This is a genomic window from Labrenzia sp. CP4, assembly GCF_001579905.1.
In the GTDB taxonomy this organism is placed as follows: domain Bacteria; phylum Pseudomonadota; class Alphaproteobacteria; order Rhizobiales; family Stappiaceae; genus Roseibium; species Roseibium algicola.
Genome location: NZ_CP011927.1, coordinates 5781064 through 5799077 on the forward strand (window position 1 = coordinate 5781064; position 18014 = coordinate 5799077).

Below are 18014 nucleotides of genomic sequence, written 5' to 3' on the forward strand. Positions count from 1 at the left end.
CGTCAATCCTTGGCGCGAGGCACCAGAACCGTGGTGTGGTTGACGTTTCCGATCCGTTGGGTCGCCACGTCATCGGCCAGCTGGTGCACCAGATAAAGGCCCAGACCGCCAATGCCCATGTCCTCGACTGTGTCCGCTTCCGGTGGACCGGACGGAATGCCGCTGTTGTCGAATGGTCTCGCCCTGTCGGACAGAACGAGCTTGACGTGTGTCGGCCCAAGCGCCGCCGTGACCGCGATCTGGTCCTTGCCGCCATCCGGATAGCCGTAGGCAACGGTATTGGCGAACAGCTCTTCAACGACCAGGCACAGGGTACGGCGGACCGCGTCGGACAGGCCCGCTCCTGTGCAGAACCGCTCCAGCACGGTATAGACCGCCGGCAGGTCCTCCAGGTCGTTTCGAACTGTCACCGTCTCGAGATCCACCATCCCGTTCCCTGCCGGACGTTGTTCAATTCAAGCTGCCGGGTGTGAGCGTCGGTCAACCCGCCAGCGCCTTTGCGTCTTCCCGGCTTTCCGCCACCTGCATGATCTTCAGAAAGCCGGAGATCTTGAGGACGTCGACCACCGACTGGTTCACCTGGAACAGCACCAGCTTGTCTCCGGAAGGAGCCAGAAGCTTGGCAACGATCAACAGTGATCTCAGCCCGAAACTGGTGACGTAGTCCACTTGCTCCATGTCGATCAGCAAGGTTGCCGGCTTTTCCGAGATCAGGTTCTTCAGGTAGGTTTCGAAGGTTTTTGCGCTGAGCGTGTCCAGCTTGCCGACAGGACGAACAACGATCAGGTCGCCGTCCGTCTCGTGGCCGATGGTGATTTCTGCGACGTCTGCGGTCATTGCCATTTCCCAAATCTGCATCGGTGCCCGGACTGCAAAAAGCCGACAGCCTCCGGTTTCAACCGATGAAAGCATCTGCCACGCAATTTCAGCGTGAAACTTGTACATTTTATAAAGGCGCACCACGCGAAAGGCTACGAGACCAGGGATAAGCAAATTTTGCATGCTTCCCAGCCGGTCTCGATCCGGCTCGCGTTCGGTCTGCTTGCCGAGGACAGCTATCGGGGCCCTGCGACGGGTCACCTCATCCAGACGAACATAACCGGCGCCTAGCTGGAAACCGGAGACTTCTTTTCCGGAGAATGACTGCGCGTTAAGATCGAACCCGGACTGGTCCTGCGGCCCTTACTCGGGAGAACGTGCGTTTGAATACGGTCGACACTTCTGCCGCTGTTGCGTTGCTGCGATCCGAAGCAGCGACCCGGCGCGGACGCCGACACAAGGTCAATCAGGACAGCCACTTTGCGGCCCCGTCGCATGGGCTCTTCACGATTGCCGATGGCATGGGCGGTCACAGAGAGGGTGACGTCGCCAGCCGTGCGACGGTTCACGCCATCTCGCAACTGATCAACATGCCGCCGAGCAGCCACGAAGCCCGGCAGATTGCCCTGGAAGCCAAGCTCAACCACGTCAATCACGGTCTTTACGCCGGTTTTCTCGCTCTCCCCGAACAAGACATTTCAGGCACGACAACTCTCAGCCTGATCATCAGCGGGTCACAAGCCAGCTGCATCTGGGCCGGAGATTCGCGTCTTTACCTTTTGCGCCAGCAGCAACTGTTCCTCATCTCGGAGGACCATGCCGACAAAGCCGGACGGCTGACTGCCGCTGTCGGCATCCACAACACGCTTCAGCTTGACCGCCGAACGCTGGAGATGATGCCCGACGATGTTTTCGTACTTTGCACCGATGGACTGTTGAAAGGCATGGACGAAACCACGCTGGCCAGGATGGCCACCGAGGGAACCTCCGGTCTTGCTGACCGGCTTGTTTCGCGCGCTGTGGCCGGCGGATCCTCGGACGACATCACGGTGATAACCGTTTGGACGGAAACAGATGCTCAGCCGCCGGAAGCCGGCAGATAGAAGGAATGCTGCTGGCCCGAGGCCCAGCCATCCTGCACGAATGCCGTTACGCCGATCAGATCCTGATCTTCCACCGCCATTCGTTCCACTTCGAAAGCGACCTTGTCTGAGAGCGATCTGCTCAGGACTTCCAGGCTCGTTGCGACCGCAGCCTCGCGCTCGTCAGCATCCTGCCCTGCAAACACCGCCTCGCCGAGAGCTTCCTGGAACAGGGAAAACAGGCGAGACACCAGTAGGGCCTGATCCAGCGCGCCCCGACCGTCCTCGCCGGGCTGAACCGTCACGGCCCGACGGAATACGAGGCTGGTTCTGTTGGCGACGCCCTCCAGCACGTTGATGCCGGCAAGTGCGAGCGACGGTGCCGTGTCCGAACCGACGGCAAACCGTGTTGCCATGGCAACTTCACCACCCATTGACCGGCTTTCGACAAGCTCCAGCGCATCGTAATCCTTCGGCATGCCGACGGGGAGCCGCGGAAACACGTCAGTTTCAAGCTGGACCAGTATTTCGGAAAGGGCGACAAAAGCACCCGACACAAACAGCGCCGGCGCACCGTCCTCTTCGGCGGTCAACCGGGCATCGTTCCAGAACAGTGCCAGGTGAGAGGCGGCATCGCTGGCCCTCAGGCCTGCAAAACCTTCGAAGCCCGGCTTGTCGAGCAACTGGTGTGGCGTTTCGATGTCGGCAACTTCCTCACCCGGAACTCCGGCAAAGTGCCCGGCAAGCGCGGCAAGCCCGACCGTGTCACTTTCGGCGCATTCCCGTGCAAGCACCTTCAGCCGTTCCGTGTCGCGTGGGCCAAGGCCGATTTCGTTCGCAAAAAGGGCGATATCGTAGAGTTCTGCCTGCAGGGCCTCGCCGGTTTCGCCCAGAACCTCTTGCAGGTCGACGGCATCAAGATCGTGATCGAGCTGAAGGAGATGAAGTTCCAGCGGCAGGTCGAACGGAACTTCACTCAGGAGCAGGTTCAATCCATGCCAGTTCAGCAGCACCTTGCTCAGTTTCGGGCTTTCGAAGAAGAGACGCGCCTGTTCCAGCTGCAGCGTGTCGGCTAGCGCATCCTTCTTTTTCCCCTCGACGGGTGCACTTGAAACCTGGCCCGTTTCCTGGAGCGTCTTTTGAATGAAGGCGTCCACGGCGGTTTTCGCGGCACTGCCGCTTTCGCCAGGAGCAGCCTTTTCCTCCGGAGTGCGGATCATCGACAGGAGAGCGTCGAGCCCCTCGGTTCCCTTGCTGCTGCTCGAGGCATCGTTTTCCTTACGCTTGCCTTGCTCTGAAGCCGGCAATTCGTCGTCTTTCAGCAGTCTTTCCAGCAATGACTTCTGCTCATCCAGTGCCGACTTGCCGATCTTGTCGTAACGCTGGTCATGTACGGCAAGCTGATCCTGGTCACCGGAAGCCGCCTCAAGATCCCGCACAAAGCGAAATCCGCGCAGCAGTTTTGTCGGATGCAGATCTTTCAGGCGCGCGAAGGAGACCTGTTCTTCCAGCTCGGGTGGATGCGAACCGAGCATATTGACCGCCGAGACGGAAAAGGATGGTGTTTTCTGTTCCAGGATTTCCTCGACGTCCTGGCCGGTAATATTGAAAGCCACGCCGGTTGCCGCAAGGCCGAAGTCTCCTGCGATCAGCACCCTGAAAGGTGGTGCCGGCTTGATCGGGACTGCACTGTGACCCTTGTTTCCGAGGCCAATCGAGAAGCTGGCGATCCCGCCTTTGATGTCGTCTTCCCCGGTCATTTCGATCAACCCCTATTGATGATTGTAAGTTTCACTCAAATTGACATGAAGGCGAATACGGCTTGCGCGATCACGATATTGCCGTCGGTCTCATACCCCTGGTCCCAACACACCGTTGCAGCGGGTCAGGGTGTAGCAGAGCCGGTTTCAAGGTTGCGCGCAGTCAATTCCTCTTCCATCCCTTGCCAATAAATCACCTGCCGTCAGGGTAATCTATCAGGGGTGGATGGGCGTTTCAAAAATTGCCCCCGGATCGTGCGACGATCCGATCAACGCCCAGGTCATCCAAGCAAAAATACGCGAAGCCAACTGGAACAAAACGACTGCAGCGCGCATACTGAGCGTCGGCTGGCAAACCATAACCCACGCGTTTTCCCAGCTCTACCTTTGTCGCCCCAACGGCTTGCGCTGCTCCTGTTCCGGGGCCAAGAGAAGCTTCGGGCCGATTGTCGCCAGGGATCCTGCAGATTTGACGTCACACATGACCTCCGCCACGCACACGCTGATAACCGCCTTCGTGTCCGGCAAGCTGTCTTATGACGCCTTGTCGAAGCAGCTGCGGACCGGTGCACAGCAATCAGCGAACGCCCTTGATGAAACGCGGCAGGCAATCCGGGATTTTGTCGAAGCGGGCCACCTTCCGAACGAGCTCGGCCAGATACTGCAGAACCAGTTGCCGGCGGGCGATGCCCAACCTTCCGGTTCCGACGTGAATGACAATCCGCCACGTCCACATGCTGTTCACGGCATACAGCAGGACCCGGTATCGGCACCCGCACCTGAGCAGGCAGCAACGCCCCCTGCAAACCTGCCGCCATTGCCATTGCTGAACGAGCCAGCCGGGGCAACGGGTGACGATACAGCAAGTGACGAGACACGGGGCAAGATGGACGAAGCCATTTTGACCTCACTCGTTGCGGGCTACGCCGGCTTTCGCAGTCGACGCGCGAATGCCGCCGAAGAACCACCACCTCCAGCCGACAGCGGCAAACTGGACAAGTATCTGACCGAATTCAAAAGTGCCCGGTTTCGTTCCGACGCGCGCCGCGTTTCCGGCGGCGGACAAAGAGACAGTCTCGACGTCAACAAGCTGGCGACACCCCAGGTGAAACGCGCTGGTGTCGGCTCCATTTTGCGTGACCGGTTCATTCTGGACACCGAGATCGGGAGCGGCGGCATGGGGCACGTTTATTCAGCCGTTGATCGCCGGCGCCTGGAGGCAGCTCACGACCAGCCTTATGTCGCCATCAAGCTTCTGAACGAGAACTATCGCAACGACACCGAAGCCGTGCGGCTTCTGGAGGCCGAGGCACGCAAGTCTCAGGCACTTGCACATCCGAATATCACCACCGTGTACGACTTTGATCGCGACAAGGCCGATGTGTTTATCGTCATGGAGCAGCTAAACGGCGTGGGACTAGACCGCCAGATCGGGCGGGCCCTTGGCAAACCCCTGCCTCTGGGCGAATGCGCCCGGGTCCTGCGCGGCACCTGTGCAGGTCTGTCCCATGCGCACAGCCGGGGCGTCGTTCATTCCGATCTGAAGCCTGGCAACATCTTTCTGCTGACAGATGGCACGATCAAGCTCCTTGATTTCGGCTTGGCGGCAGCGGCAACCGCCAGTGCGGACCATCCGATCCGGGATAGCCTGACCTCGGCCTACGCAAGCCCCGAGCAATTCCGGCGCGCGGACCGTGACCCCCGCGACGATGTCTTTGCGCTTGGCTGCATCACGTACCAGATCCTGACCGGCGGCCATCCGTTCCAGTTCCGGCCGATAGACGAAGTCGCGCGGGAAGGTATCGTGCCGGCACCTGTCGAGGGGCTCTCCCCGCAAGCCTGGAACACCTTGCGCCAGGCGCTCGCGTTCGACCGCAACAAACGCCTTGGAGACGTCGACAGTTTCCTGAAGGGCCTGTTTGAAATGCAGGACTGAGCCGAGACCACCCGGCAACCTGGCCTGCAACTGTAATCACTCGATGGAATCGACGATCGTCTCGATTGCCCGCGTGAATCCGTGATCCGGCTGCTGGGTGCTGATCAGGCCTGTGCTGCCGATCTGGATGAGATCCGTCGACAGCGGCAGGACAGCTGCCACCGGCGTGCGGTAGTTGGAAAAGATGCGCTGTGCCAACTCGTTGAAATCGAAGGTTTCCAGAGCCTTGTTGACCACCAGAAACAGCTGCGGCACCTCAAGCTTGCGCGCCAGTTCCAATGTGACTGCGGTGCCCTGATAGTCCTGGATGTCAGGACGAAGGATCAAAAGCAGCGCGTCGGAGATAGCGATGGAAAGCAGTGTTTCCTCGTTGACGCCCGGGTGGGTATCGATCAGCAGATAATCGAGTTCCAGGCCTCGGCAGAGATCGACGAAACCCCGGTTCAGATCCTCGACATCATATTTTTCCTTCAGGATCCGTGCGATCTCACCGGTCTTGATCGATGAAGGCACCAGAAAGACCTTGCCACCGTCCGGCACCGTTGGGTTGCCGTCGCCATCGACCACGTTTTCCGTGACATCGACCGCCGTATCAGTCACCGAACAATGCCCCCACAGGTAGTTGTTCAGCGTGTTGTTGACCGTGTTCAGATCGACCTTGAAGAGGGTGTGGATGCCTGGGGACTGGATATCCGTATCGACAATGCCAACCCTGTGACCACGCAGGGCAAGCACCGCGGCCAGGTTGGCCGTGACGTTGGATTTGCCCGTGCCGCCGCGATAGGAATGAGTGGAAATGATTTTGGTCACGGATCAATCTCGAAGGATGTTTTGAAAGTTCAGGACTTGTACCGGGATCGAAGATCCTTGGCGCGGGACTGCAGGGAACGGAAATAGTCGGAATCGCTCACCTGTTCGATTTCAGCCTGGGCCTGTTCCTTGTCGTAGGTGACTTCGAACTTGTCCAGCCGGGTTTTCAGCTCGGCATTTTCCTTGCGCAGCTTCGCTTCGGCCGCTTCCAGCTGGCGCTTGGTTTCCGTCAGTTCCGCAATGAGCTGGCTGGAATGGAATTCGCGTGCCTCTACCTGCACCACCATGCCTGAAAAGGTTTCCGCCAAAGCGCGGATATCGACTTCGACACCCTCGTCCGTGATCACCTGATAAAGCTCCTCGACCTCGTCGAAGCGCCCGTTGGCGATCGCTTCACAGGTCCGGGCCAGGCTGGCCAGAGCAGGTTTCATGGTGTCGGATGAGGTCATTCAGCCCTCCGCAGGCGCTCGAAGATAGCCCGGTTAAATCACGCCTTGCCGGGTAACCCAAGATGTTTGTTGAAGGGTCCTGCGATCGCCCCGGAGCATTTGCTGCATTGCGACGGGTTCCTTTCGAGACCGTCACTGGCGGCAAGATGCCCGCACCTTGCCGCCAGTGTTCTTCCCAACACCAGAAAGTTTGCCGCCTTATCGTTTCGGCAGGATGTTGTGCTCCGGTCCAAACGGGAAACCGGTAATGTTCTCAGCCCCGGTTTCCGAAACGATCAGGATGTCGTGTTCCCGATAACCGCCTGCTCCGGCTTCGCCTTCCGGGATCATGATCATCGGCTCCATGGAGACGACCATGCCCGGTTGAAGCACTGTGTCGACATCCTCACGCAACTCCACTGAAGCTTCACGGCCGTAGTAGTGGCTGAGAACACCGAAGGAATGGCCATAGCCGAAGCTGCGGTACTTCAGGAGATCGTGGCTACGGTAGATGTCATTCAGCTCGCTTGCGATATCGCAGCACCGCGCACCCGGCTTGATCAGCTTCAGTCCCTCGCGGTGGACATGGCAGTTGATCTCCCAAAGCCGCAGGTGCTCGTCGGAGGCATATTCGCAGAACAGGGTCCGCTCCAGTGCCGTGTAATAGCCGAAGATCATCGGAAAACAGTTGAGGCTGAGGATATCGCCGGCTTCCACTTTCTTGTTGGTGACCGGGTTGTGCGCTCCGTCGGTGTTGATGCCGGACTGAAACCAGGTCCAGGTGTCCATCAGCTCGACGAACGGGAAGGACTTCGCGATTTCCCGGATCATGGCATTGGTCGAGGCCATGGCGACTTCGTGCTCGGGAACGCCGGCCTGAACCGCCTCCACCAGAGCCGCGCCGCCAACGTCGCAGATGCGCGTGCCTTCGCGGATCAGCACGTGCTCCTCGGCGCTCTTGATCGTGCGCTGCGCCATTGCGTCGGCGGCAATGTCGACCAGCTCCACGCCCGGAAGCGCGGCTTCCAGAAGCTTCAGCATGTCGAGGGAGACGTGGTCGAACTCGATGCCGATGCGCTTGACCCCAGGATTGGGCATCCCAAGCAGCGACTGGATGGCGTGGAAGTAATTGTCCCGGCGCCAGTCGGTGTAGATCACGGTGTCGCCGTGGGTCCTGCGCCACGGCTGGCCGCCGTCAATACCGGCCGCAATCGTGGTTGCCTTGTCCTGTGTGACCAGAAATCCGTATTTGCGGCCGAAGTAACAATAGAGGAAGCCGGAGTAGTAGCAGATGTTGTGATAGGAGGTGAACAGGGCGGCATCGATCTGCCGGTCCGCCATCAGCTTGCGGAGTCTTACCTGGCGGCTGTCCATTTCGGCAGCCGAGAAGGGCGAAAACGCCTTCTCGCCGTTGTTCATTTCATAAATGCGGATCATGTCGTTGCTCATTGAAGGCTCCTTCCGTTCGTTCGAGCTTCGGTTTCCAGGGACCTGAAACGCAAAACGGGCCGGCTTCCGCGAAGAAGCCGGCCCGCCAGGCCCAAATTCAAAATGTCTTGCTACCGGGAGACCCTGTCTCCACCCGGTGACTGGCGTTCCGCCACCGGCTCACCTTGAAAGCAGCGGGGCGCTCCTCGCGCCCGCCCGGGATCAGCCCGGGGACAGACCTCTCAGGCGTTCGGACCTGCGGCGCAGCAGCTCCAGTACGGTCAAGAGGCAGATGGAAATGGCCACCATCAGGGATGCCACCGCCAGGATGGTCGGCGAGATCTGTTCGCGAAGGCCGGTGAACATCTGCCAGGGCAATGTCTTCTGCCCGGCGGATCCCAGGAACAGCACCACCACCACTTCATCGAAGGAGGTGATGAAGGCAAACAGCGCTCCGGAGACGACACCTGGAATGATCAGGGGCATCTGCACCTTGAAGAAGGTGGTGACCGGGTTAGCGCCCAGGCTGGCCGACGCCCGCACGAGACTGCGGTCGAAACCGACCAGTGTCGCCGTCACCGTGATGATGACAAAGGGCGTTCCAAGCGCGGCATGGGCCAGAACAACACCCCAATAGGTGCCCTGCAGGCCTATGCGCGAATAGAAGAAGTACATGCCTGCCGCCGAGATGATCAGCGGCACGATCATCGGCGAAATCAGCACTGCCATGATCGCGGACTTGTAGGGAACATGGGACTGGGACAGGCCGATGGCCGCCAGGGTGCCGAAGCCCGTTGCCAGAATGGTGGCGACCGGTGCGATCAGCACCGAATTGGTCAGCGCCTGCTGCCAGTCCGGATTGGTGAAGAAGTCCTGGTAGTGCTTGAAGGAATAGCCTGCCGGGTCGAGCGCCAGCATCGCCTTGGTGAAGGTGAAGAAGTTCTCCGCGTTGAAGCTGAGCGGCAGGATCACCAGGATCGGGAAGATCAGGAAGAAGAAGATCAGCCCGCAAATCACCCGGAACGTATAGTACCAGGTCCGCTGGAGAGGAGACGCGTAGGGAGGAAGTGCACTCATGCCGCCACCTATCCGAGTTTCACGTTATCGATGCCGACGATCTTGTCGTAGACAACAAAGAGCACCAGAACCGCGACGAGCAGCAACGCGCCGAGCGCTGCACCCAGACCCCAGTTGAGCGACGACGAGATGTGATAGGCAATCCGGTTGGAAATGAAGATGCCCGACGTTCCGCCCACCAGTTCCGGTGTGATGTAGTAACCGATCGACAGAATGAAGACGAGCACGGCACCTGCGCCAATGCCCGGCACGGTCTGCGGGAAATACACCCGCCAGAACGCGGTCCAGTCGTTTGCGCCAAGGCTCTTGGCCGCGCGCACATAGGACGGCGAAATGGTTTTCATGACCGAATACAGCGGCAGGATCATGAACGGCAGCAGGATATGCGTCATGGCGATGATGGTGCCGGTCTGATTGTTGATCATGACCAGGCGTCCGGCGTCGCTGATGATGCCTGTCCAGACGAGGAAGTCGTTGATCACCCCCTGTTGCTGCAACAGCACCTTCCAGGCCGACGTCCGCACCAGAAGCGATGTCCAGAACGGCAGAAGCACGAGGATCATCAGCAGGTTGGAGGAGCGCAGCGGCAAGGCGGACAAGAGGAACGCGATCGGATAGCCAAGAAGCAGGCACGACACGGTGATCGCGATAGACAGGAACAGGGTACGGCCGAACAGGAACATGTAGATCCGTTCGTCTTCCGGCTTCAGTTCGATCCCGTTTGCGGTCTGCTGCGCGTCGAAGGCATTCAGGAAATAGCCGGCCGTATAGCGCGGCGAGAACCGTTTGAGGACCTGCCAGGTCTCGACATTGCCCCAGTCCTTGTCCAGGTCAATGAACTGTTCCTTGTAGGGACCGGCTTCGTCCATGCGCTTGATGCCGCGCCCTGTCTTACGGAACAGGCTGGAAACGCCGGTTTCCTCGTAATTGAGGCGTGAGCCGAGGCGGGTATGGGTCTTTTCTTCGACGGCGACGACCAGGTCGTCGTAAAGCGCCGCGAAGACAACTTCATCGGGCACATTGCCGGAGGTTGGGTCCCACTCCTGAAGAGCGATGACGGTCTTGGGAAGCGTGTCTTCCACGATCCCGTTTTCGACCGAGCGGAACAACATGTCCACGATCGGGGCAACGAAGGTGAGCAGGACAAAAATCAGCAGGGGCGCAATCAGCGCCAGGGCGCGCAGCTTCTCGCGGCGCAGCGCCTTGGCAAGGGCTGCCTTCAGCGGCTTGCCGTCTTGCGTCGTCAGAACCTCGCCCGCGTGGGTATCGCTCATGAAACAGTCTTCCGCAAATCCGTTGGAAGATCCGGGTGAGGCATCGCCTCACCCGGACCGGTTTCTCATCTGTCCGCGTTCAGCCGAACGCGAACAGCATCAGTTGATTACTGGGCCAGCCACGCCTGGAACTTGGCGTCGATGTCGTCCCGGTAATCCGCCCACCACTCGTAGTTATAGAGGAAGGTGTTCTTGGCGTTGTTCGGGTCGGTCGGCATGTGCGGAGCCATTTCGATGCCGAGGTCGGCGTGCTTGCCAACCAGCGGTGCCGAGGACTTGCGAGCCGGGCCGTAGGAGATGTACTTCGCCTGATCCGCCAGACGCTGGGTGTCGGTGGCGTATTTGACAAAGTCCTTCACCATGGCGAGGCGGTCTTCCGGAAGACCGGCCGGGATGATCCAGCCGTCAAGGTCGAACACCTGAGCGTCCCACAGCATCTTGACCGGCTGCTTCTGCTCTTCGATCAGGGAGAACAGACGACCGTTGTAGGTGGAACCGATCACGACTTCCTTGTCGGCCAGAAGCTGCGGGGTTTCCGCACCAGCAGACCACCACACGACGTTGTCCTTGATGGTGTCGAGCTTCTTGAATGCCTGCTCCTGGCCTTCTTCGGTCTCAAGAACGTTGTAGACTTCTTCCTTCGGCACGCCGTCGCACAGAAGAGCCCATTCCATGTTGTTGATCGGGCGCTTTTCCAGCGAGCGCTTGCCCGGGAATGCTTCCAGATCGAACACGTCACAGATGTCGTCCGGCTCCTTGCCGTTCCATTCCGCGACGTCGGAACGATAGCCGAAGGTGGTGGAGTAGACGATCTGCGGAATGAAGCACTCGGAGACCAGCAGGTCGCCGAAGTCTTCAGAAGCCTTGGCACCGTCCGGTGCATCGGCAAGGTCGGTGTCCGGATCGATTTCCAGTGCCAGGCCTTCGTCGCACAGACGGATCGCGTCGGAAGCAACCACGTCGACCAGATCCCACGTGATGTTGCCGGCTTCGTTCATGGCGCGCAGCTTGGCGACAGCCTCGTTCGAAGACTCGTCCCAGATCACGTTGATGTCGGAGTTTTCCGCGACATACGGATCGGCGTAGGCGTTTTTCTGGGAGGCCTGATAGGCGCCGCCCCAGGAAACGATGGTCATGTCCTTCGCCATTGCCGCGCTGCCGGCAAATGCCAGAGCGGTGCCTGCGAGAATTACAGTTTTGAGCTTCATGTGAGTTAGCTCCCTCTTTTAGGATTTAACGGATTTTTCCGTTGTGGTCGCTGGCGGCCGGTTGCCGGCCGCCTGGCGATTTCAGACAACCGCATCGAGCGCTTTACAGTCGTTCAGCGCCCAGCCGACGCGGACTGTCTCGCCGACGGCGAGTTTGCGCTTTTCTCCGCGGTTGCGAACCTTGACGATGAACTCGTCGTTGCCGCCCACGTTCATGCGAACGCGGATATGGTCACCGAGGTAGATAAGTTCCTCGATCCGGCCGTTGACCAGATTGTCCATCGTGTCATGGGTGTCGAACTCCACCCGTTCCGGCCGCAGGGACAGGGTCGTCCTGTCGCCGACGGCGGACACGTTGACCTTGTCAGCCTTAAGCTTAGTGCCGTCATCGAGTTCAACAAGGCACTCAGAGCCGTTGATCTCGACGACCTTGCCGTTCAACTTGTTGTTTTCACCTATGAACTGGGCGACGAAGGAATTCTTCGGATCTTCATAGAGGTCGTCCGGCGTCGACAATTGCTGGATGACACCATCGTTGAACACAGCCACGCGGTCCGACATGGTCAGCGCTTCGGTCTGATCGTGGGTCACGTAGACGACGGTGACGCCCAGGTTCTCGTGAATGTGCTTGATCTCGTACTGCATCTGCTCGCGCAGCTGCTTGTCGAGCGCACCGAGCGGCTCGTCCATCAGCACCAGCTCCGGATCGAACACCAGGGCACGGGCGACTGCGACGCGCTGCTGCTGACCACCGGAGAGCTGTGCCGGACGGCGATTGCCGAACGAACCGAGCTCGACCATCTCGAGAGCCCGCTTGACCTTCTCCTGCTGGTCAGCCTTGCCGACACCGCGCACCTGAAGCGGAAAGGCGAGGTTCTCGGCCACCGTCATGTGCGGAAACAGGGCGTAGTTCTGGAACACCATGCCGATGCCGCGCTTGTGCGGGGGCACGTTGTTGATCGGACGGTCGTTCAGGTAGATTTCGCCATGCGTTGCCGGTTCGAAACCGGCCAGCATCATCAGGCAGGTGGTTTTGCCGGAACCGGACGGGCCGAGCATTGTCAGGAATTCGCCCGGCGGAATATCGAGATTGAGGTTCTTTACGACCAGGGTTTCCCCGTCATAGCTCTTTTGAACGCTGTCATACTTAACAGCAGCGCCCCGTGTGTTCGCCATTGTGTCCCCAAGTCAGCTTCTATCATTATTATTAGACGCACGACCAATAACCTCCAGGTAACCTCTGTTCCTGAAGAGCTATCGATGTGTGCGAACGCGCATAGAAAAACAAAATTACTGCCTTTTGGAAAGGGGTTATGAAAAAAATTTGGATATTTTTTAGTCAGGCGCCGACTTAATATTTTGCAGCGCGGTATGAAGCCGTATTTTTTACTCAAGAAGAAGCGCCCGAAGAAAGAAATATCTTTCTCCGGGTTCGGCAATCTTTACTACACAACGATGTTCTTTGTTGTGCCTCTAGAAGAGTTTCGCGCAAGCCAACTTGCACCAATAGCCGTAGAACGTCACGGAATGCTCTGGCTGCGTCATGCGGAAAATAGCGCGACAAGGGAGACGCGGGCACCGTGCGGGCAACAAAAAACCCCGCCCGGCAACTGCCGGACGGGGCCTGACGCTAAGCATAAACCTTGCAGCTTATACGGCTTATTTGTAGTCGTACTGGCCGTCTTTCCACTCGTACCAGACGTAGCCCGGCAGGGTGACGTCGCCCTTGTCGTCAAAGGAGAGGTCGCCGAGAACGGTCTTGAAGTCGCCGTCGTTCAGGGCGCCGACAACGTCGTCATACTCGGTGGAGCCGGCAGCTGCGGCAGCTGCTGCCCAAGCCTGGATGGCGGCGTAGGTGTAGAGCGCGTAGCCTTCAGCGGTCTTGCCGGCGTCTTCAAGTGCCTTCACGACCGGAGCAGCTTCCGGGTTCTTGCGCGGGTCCGGAGAGAAGGTCATCAGAGTGCCTTCGCCAGCCGGGCCGGTGATCGACCAATATTCGTCGGTCACGAGTGCATCGCCGGAAACGAGAACGGTGCTCATGCCCTGGTCGACCATCTGACGCTTCATCAGGCCGGCTTCGGTGTGGTAACCGCCGACGTAGAGAACGTCGATGTTTTCCGACTTCAGCTTGGAAACCAGCGCGGTGTAGTCCTTTTCACCGGCAGTGTAGGCTTCGTAGAGGGTTTCGTTCTTGCCGGCAGCGTTCATGACTTCCTTGGTGGCATCGGCGAGGCCTTTGCCATAGGCAGTCTTGTCGTGAACGATGGCGATGTTCTTGTCGCCGAATTCCTCTGCCAGATAGGTACCGGCAACCTGACCCTGCTGGTCGTCACGACCGCAAACGCGGAAGGTGCCCGGGCCCGGACGTTCGTCGGTGAACTTCGGGTTGGTGGAAGCCGGAGAAATCTGGACGATACCTTCTTCCGCGTAAACGGCGGATGCCGGGATGGAAGAGCCCGAGCAGAAGTGACCGGCCATGAAGACCACGCCCTTACCGACCATCTGGTTGGCAACGGCAACAGCCTGTTTCGGGTCGCAGGCATCGTCGCCCACTTCCAGCACCAGCTGTTCACCATTGACGCCGCCAGCTGCGTTGATGTCCGCCACGGCCTGCTCGGCACCGGCTTTCATCTGCGCGCCGAAGGAGGCGTACTGGCCGGTCATCGGGCCTGCAGTTGCGATCACGATGTCTGCAAAAGCGGCGGTGGACATGGCCACACCGGCAACTGCAGCAACGCTAGCCAAAAGATACTTTTTCATCATCAACTCCCCTGGTTCCAGTTATCTGGACCACTTGGAATGGAAGCCCGTGCTTCCGTTTTGGCCGGGCCAGGGACGATTCTTGTTGTTTTTCGTCCATTCCCAGCCGGTTCCCCATCGGTGCGGAAAACGCACCTCCGGAATTCTCAATCCTTGGCGTATTTGTCCGTCTGGCCGGTCTTCAACCGCCAACTGAAGGGACTCGTCTTTTCGTAAAGCCAGACATACTGCGTCGTCATCTGGTTGGTGCGTGTATACCGCCATCCCGCCAGGCCGATTGCAAGCAGAATGAGATAGTCTACAACCAGATAGTGCACCGACAGTAGCGTTCCGTCGAACAGGGCGAAGGTCAGGAACCTGATCGCCAGGCTCAACAGGAACACGAACCAGAACAGCACGTAAAGCGGCCGCCAGGTGTTGGCACAGGCACGTCCCGTCATCCAGGCCGCGCCGCCGCCAAGGCAGCACAGCAGGACGAGAAACACGCCGAAACTGGTCTGATAAAGAATACCCATAGCGCGCTCCTAGTGTCTTCCGCCTTCGAGGTAGGCTGCCTGCACGTCCTCGCGGGCGAGCAGTTCCTTGCCGGAACCCGACATGGTGATCTTGCCGTTCACCATCACGTAGGCCCGGTGTGCCAGTTTCAGCGCATGATAGGCGTTCTGTTCCACCAGGAAGACGGTGAGACCGTCGCTCTGGTTGAGATCCCGGATAGCATCGAAGATCTGTTTCACGATCAGCGGTGCAAGGCCAAGAGACGGTTCGTCCAGAAGCAGAAGACGCGGGTTGGACATCAGGGCCCGGGCGATCGCCAGCATCTGCTGCTCACCGCCCGAAAGCGTACCTCCGCGCTGGTTCCGGCGCTCCTTGAGGCGCGGAAACAGGTCGAAGGCGCGCTGAAGTCCGGCTTCCAGATCGTGGTTGCCGGCCATTTCCGCACCCATGATCAGATTTTCCATCACACTCATGCGCGGGAAGATCCGCCGCCCTTCCGGAGACTGCGCAATCGACTTGCGCATGATCTGGTGGGTGGGCATGCGGGTGATGTCTTCGCCGTCGTAGATAACCTGGCCGGAGCTGGCCTGCGGCGTACCGCAGATGGTCATCATCAGCGTCGACTTGCCGGCGCCGTTGGCCCCGATCAGAGAGACGATCTCGCCCCGGTCGACGGTCAGATCGACACCCCGCAGCGCGATGATCTTGCCGTAGTGGGTCTCGACGTTCCTGACTTCCAGGAGGTGGTTGGAGGTTGTCATATGCCGACCTCCTCTTCCACGGCGTCGACTTCTTCGTCCGGTACGCCCAGATAGGCTGCGATCACCTTCGGATCGTCCTTCACTGCGGCCGCCGTGCCGTCGGAGATCTTCTCGCCATAGTCCAGAACCACGACGTGATCCGAAATTTCCATCACAACGCTCATGTCGTGTTCAATCAGAAGGATAGAGGTGCCGTGCTCCTTGCGGATGTACTGCAGGAGCGCGTTCAGTTCGCCACTTTCCTTGGGGTTCAGACCTGCAGCCGGTTCGTCCAGACACAGCAGTTCCGGACCGGAGCACATGGCCCGGGCAATTTCCAGACGGCGCTGGTCGCCGTAAGGCAGGTCAGCGGCCGGGGCGTCCGCCCGGTCGATGAGCGCTGTCTTTTCCAGCCAGTAACGCGCCTTTTCGACTGCCTGACGCTCTGCCTTGCGGAAGGTTGCCAGACCGAAGATACCCGCAAGCGAATAGCCCGAAGCCAGCATCAGCGGATTGTGCTGCGCGACCATCAGGTTCTCCAGAAGGGTCATGCCGCCGAACAGGCGGATGTTCTGGAAGGTACGGGCGACCTTGGCTTTCGCAGAGATCTGGAAATCCGCCATGCGCTCGAGCAGGTAATGCTCGCCGTTGGTGCGGTTCATCACGACCCGCCCTTCGGTCGGCTTGTAGAAGCCGGTAACGCAGTTGAAGACGGTGGTCTTGCCGGCGCCGTTCGGGCCGATCAAGGCGGTAATGTCGCCGCGCCCGACATTGAACGACAGATCGTCGATGGCGACCAGGCCGCCAAAGCGCATGGTCAGATGCTCGATCGTCAGGACGGGGTTTGTATCCCAGGAGCTCATCCGTGGCCCTCCTGAACGAGGTCGGCACTGATGCCCTTGGCCTTCTTGCCGCTGAGCGTTATCGACGGCATGCGGGTGGAGATGAGGCCGCGCGGTTTCCAGACCATGATGACGACCATCAGGAGCCCGAACACCAGCATGCGGTATTCTTCCAGTCCGCGGAAGAACTCGAAACCACCGATCATCACGACCGCGGCGATGACGACGCCGATCTGGCTGCCGAGACCGCCGAGAACGACGATCGCCAGGATGACCGCGGATTCGATGAAGGTGAAGCTTTCCGGCGAGATGAAACCTTGCCGGGTGGCGAAGAACGAACCCGCGAAACCGCCGAACATCGCACCGAGCGCAAAAGCGGTCAGCTTGGTGTTGGTGGTGTTGATGCCGAGCGAACGGCAGGCGATTTCATCCTCGCGCAGGGCTTCCCAAGCCCGCCCGACCGGCAGCTTGCGCAGACGCATGGTCACGAAGTTGGTGACCAGAGCCATGATCAGGATCAGGTAGTAGAGGAAGATGATGCGGTGAATGGAATTGTATTCCAGACCGAAGGTGTCGGCGAAGCCACCCGGGCCGCGCTCGAATTCGATACCGAAGAAGCTCGGCCGCGGAATGCCGGAAATACCGTCCGGGCCACCGGTGAAGTCATACCAGTTGAGCAGGACCACCCGGATGATTTCCCCGAAGGCCAGCGTCACGATGGCAAGATAGTCCCCCCTGAGACGCAGCACCGGGAAGCCCAGGATGATACCCCAGAAAGCGGCCAGGATGCCGGCGAGCGGCAGACAGATCCAGAAGGAGAAGCCGAAATACTGGGCCAGCAGCGCGTAGGAATAGGCACCGACCGCGTAGAAGGCGACGTATCCCAGATCAAGCAGGCCGGCGAGACCGACCACGATGTTCAGGCCCCAGCCGAGCATCACGTAGGTGGTCACCAGAATGGCAAGGTCGAGATACTGGCGCGACCCGCGCGATCCATAGGCCGACATCAGCAGGAACGGCAGGACCACAGCCAGGATCAGAAACACCGGCATCGCGAACTTGCCGAGTTTGGCCAGGGGCTTGGCGCTCGGCAGGAAACCTTTCGCCGTTTCGGTGACAGGCTTGTCGGCCTTCCAGACGAACAGGTTGAGGAGCAGCCGCCCGCCGAAGACGATGGCGACTGCAATGGCAACGGCTGCCCAGCGGTATTCAATGCCGAGCTGACCGCCAAGGCCGCTTGCGACCTCGGCTTTCATGCCGATCAGGACACCGAACAGGGCAAGCGCGATCGCACCCCCGGCCGCCGCATCCTTGAGCGACACCATGAAGAGGTTCTCAGATTTTGCTGACATGGA

The 18014-nt window shown here is 59.5% G+C and carries 17 protein-coding genes; 2 read left to right on the forward strand and 15 right to left on the reverse strand.

Translation table 11 applies throughout. The features are described from left to right. Window positions 1-2: 2 nt before the first annotated feature. A complete protein-coding gene (locus ACP90_RS26565; RefSeq protein WP_062491028.1) occupies window positions 3-428 on the reverse strand; it encodes an ATP-binding protein in 426 nt (141 codons plus the stop codon). Window positions 429-480: 52 nt separating this feature from the next. Continuing rightward, window positions 481-837, reverse strand: coding sequence for an STAS domain-containing protein (locus ACP90_RS26570; protein WP_158514225.1), 357 nt, complete (start codon window positions 835-837; stop codon window positions 481-483). A 359-nt stretch (window positions 838-1196) separates the two neighbouring features. Between ACP90_RS26570 and ACP90_RS26580 the strand changes: the two genes are divergently transcribed. Beyond that, window positions 1197-1922: a protein phosphatase 2C domain-containing protein gene (locus ACP90_RS26580; RefSeq protein WP_082809867.1), complete on the forward strand. Its 726-nt coding sequence runs from the start codon at window positions 1197-1199 to the stop codon at window positions 1920-1922. On the opposite strand, the gene ACP90_RS26585 is transcribed toward ACP90_RS26580, so the two are convergent. Then, the gene (locus ACP90_RS26585) at window positions 1898-3661 is read right to left on the reverse strand and encodes a hypothetical protein (RefSeq protein WP_145915853.1); all 1764 of its coding nucleotides are present in this window, start codon (window positions 3659-3661) and stop codon (window positions 1898-1900) included. The genes ACP90_RS26580 and ACP90_RS26585 overlap by 25 nt on opposite strands. A 481-nt stretch (window positions 3662-4142) precedes the next feature. Between ACP90_RS26585 and ACP90_RS26590 the strand changes: the two genes are divergently transcribed. Further along, a complete protein-coding gene (locus ACP90_RS26590; RefSeq protein WP_158514226.1) occupies window positions 4143-5597 on the forward strand; it encodes a serine/threonine-protein kinase in 1455 nt (484 codons plus the stop codon). A 36-nt stretch (window positions 5598-5633) separates the two neighbouring features. On the opposite strand, the gene ACP90_RS26595 is transcribed toward ACP90_RS26590, so the two are convergent. The 12 genes from ACP90_RS26595 to livM form a co-directional block, all read right to left on the reverse strand. After that, window positions 5634-6407 carry a MinD/ParA family protein gene (locus ACP90_RS26595; protein WP_055657002.1) on the reverse strand — a complete coding sequence of 258 codons (774 nt, stop codon included), beginning with the start codon at window positions 6405-6407 and terminating at the stop codon, window positions 5634-5636. 29 nt (window positions 6408-6436) lie between these two features. Beyond that, window positions 6437-6856 (reverse strand): hypothetical protein, encoded by a 420-nt coding sequence (locus tag ACP90_RS26600; protein ID WP_062491037.1) that lies wholly within the window; start codon window positions 6854-6856, stop codon window positions 6437-6439. 198 nt (window positions 6857-7054) lie between these two features. Next, window positions 7055-8284, reverse strand: a complete 1230-nt coding sequence (locus ACP90_RS26605) for a M24 family metallopeptidase (protein WP_062491038.1) — start codon at window positions 8282-8284, stop codon at window positions 7055-7057. Between the two features lie 201 nt (window positions 8285-8485). After that, window positions 8486-9340, reverse strand: coding sequence for an ABC transporter permease (locus ACP90_RS26610; protein WP_031268731.1), 855 nt, complete (start codon window positions 9338-9340; stop codon window positions 8486-8488). 8 nt (window positions 9341-9348) lie between these two features. Beyond that, a complete protein-coding gene (locus ACP90_RS26615; RefSeq protein ID WP_062491040.1) occupies window positions 9349-10614 on the reverse strand; it encodes an ABC transporter permease in 1266 nt (421 codons plus the stop codon). Window positions 10615-10721: 107 nt separating this feature from the next. Next, window positions 10722-11822, reverse strand: a complete 1101-nt coding sequence (locus tag ACP90_RS26620) for an extracellular solute-binding protein (RefSeq protein ID WP_062491041.1) — start codon at window positions 11820-11822, stop codon at window positions 10722-10724. Between the two features lie 81 nt (window positions 11823-11903). Beyond that, window positions 11904-12998: an ABC transporter ATP-binding protein gene (locus ACP90_RS26625; protein ID WP_022999203.1), complete on the reverse strand. Its 1095-nt coding sequence runs from the start codon at window positions 12996-12998 to the stop codon at window positions 11904-11906. Window positions 12999-13481: 483 nt separating this feature from the next. Continuing rightward, the gene (locus ACP90_RS26630; protein ID WP_031268732.1) at window positions 13482-14582 is read right to left on the reverse strand and encodes a branched-chain amino acid ABC transporter substrate-binding protein; all 1101 of its coding nucleotides are present in this window, start codon (window positions 14580-14582) and stop codon (window positions 13482-13484) included. A gap of 146 nt (window positions 14583-14728) precedes the next feature. Further along, window positions 14729-15097 (reverse strand): DUF6867 family protein, encoded by a 369-nt coding sequence (locus ACP90_RS26635; RefSeq protein WP_022999205.1) that lies wholly within the window; start codon window positions 15095-15097, stop codon window positions 14729-14731. Window positions 15098-15106: 9 nt separating this feature from the next. Continuing rightward, on the reverse strand, window positions 15107-15838 hold the full coding sequence (locus ACP90_RS26640) for an ABC transporter ATP-binding protein (protein ID WP_022999206.1): 732 nt from the start codon (window positions 15836-15838) through the stop codon (window positions 15107-15109). Beyond that, the gene (locus tag ACP90_RS26645; RefSeq protein WP_022999207.1) at window positions 15835-16680 is read right to left on the reverse strand and encodes an ABC transporter ATP-binding protein; all 846 of its coding nucleotides are present in this window, start codon (window positions 16678-16680) and stop codon (window positions 15835-15837) included. The genes ACP90_RS26640 and ACP90_RS26645 overlap by 4 nt, the downstream gene beginning before the upstream one ends. Further along, entirely contained in the window at window positions 16677-18011 is a 1335-nt protein-coding gene (gene livM, locus ACP90_RS26650) for a high-affinity branched-chain amino acid ABC transporter permease LivM (protein ID WP_031268733.1), read from the reverse strand. The genes ACP90_RS26645 and livM overlap by 4 nt, the downstream gene beginning before the upstream one ends. Between the last annotated feature and the right edge of the window lie 3 nt (window positions 18012-18014).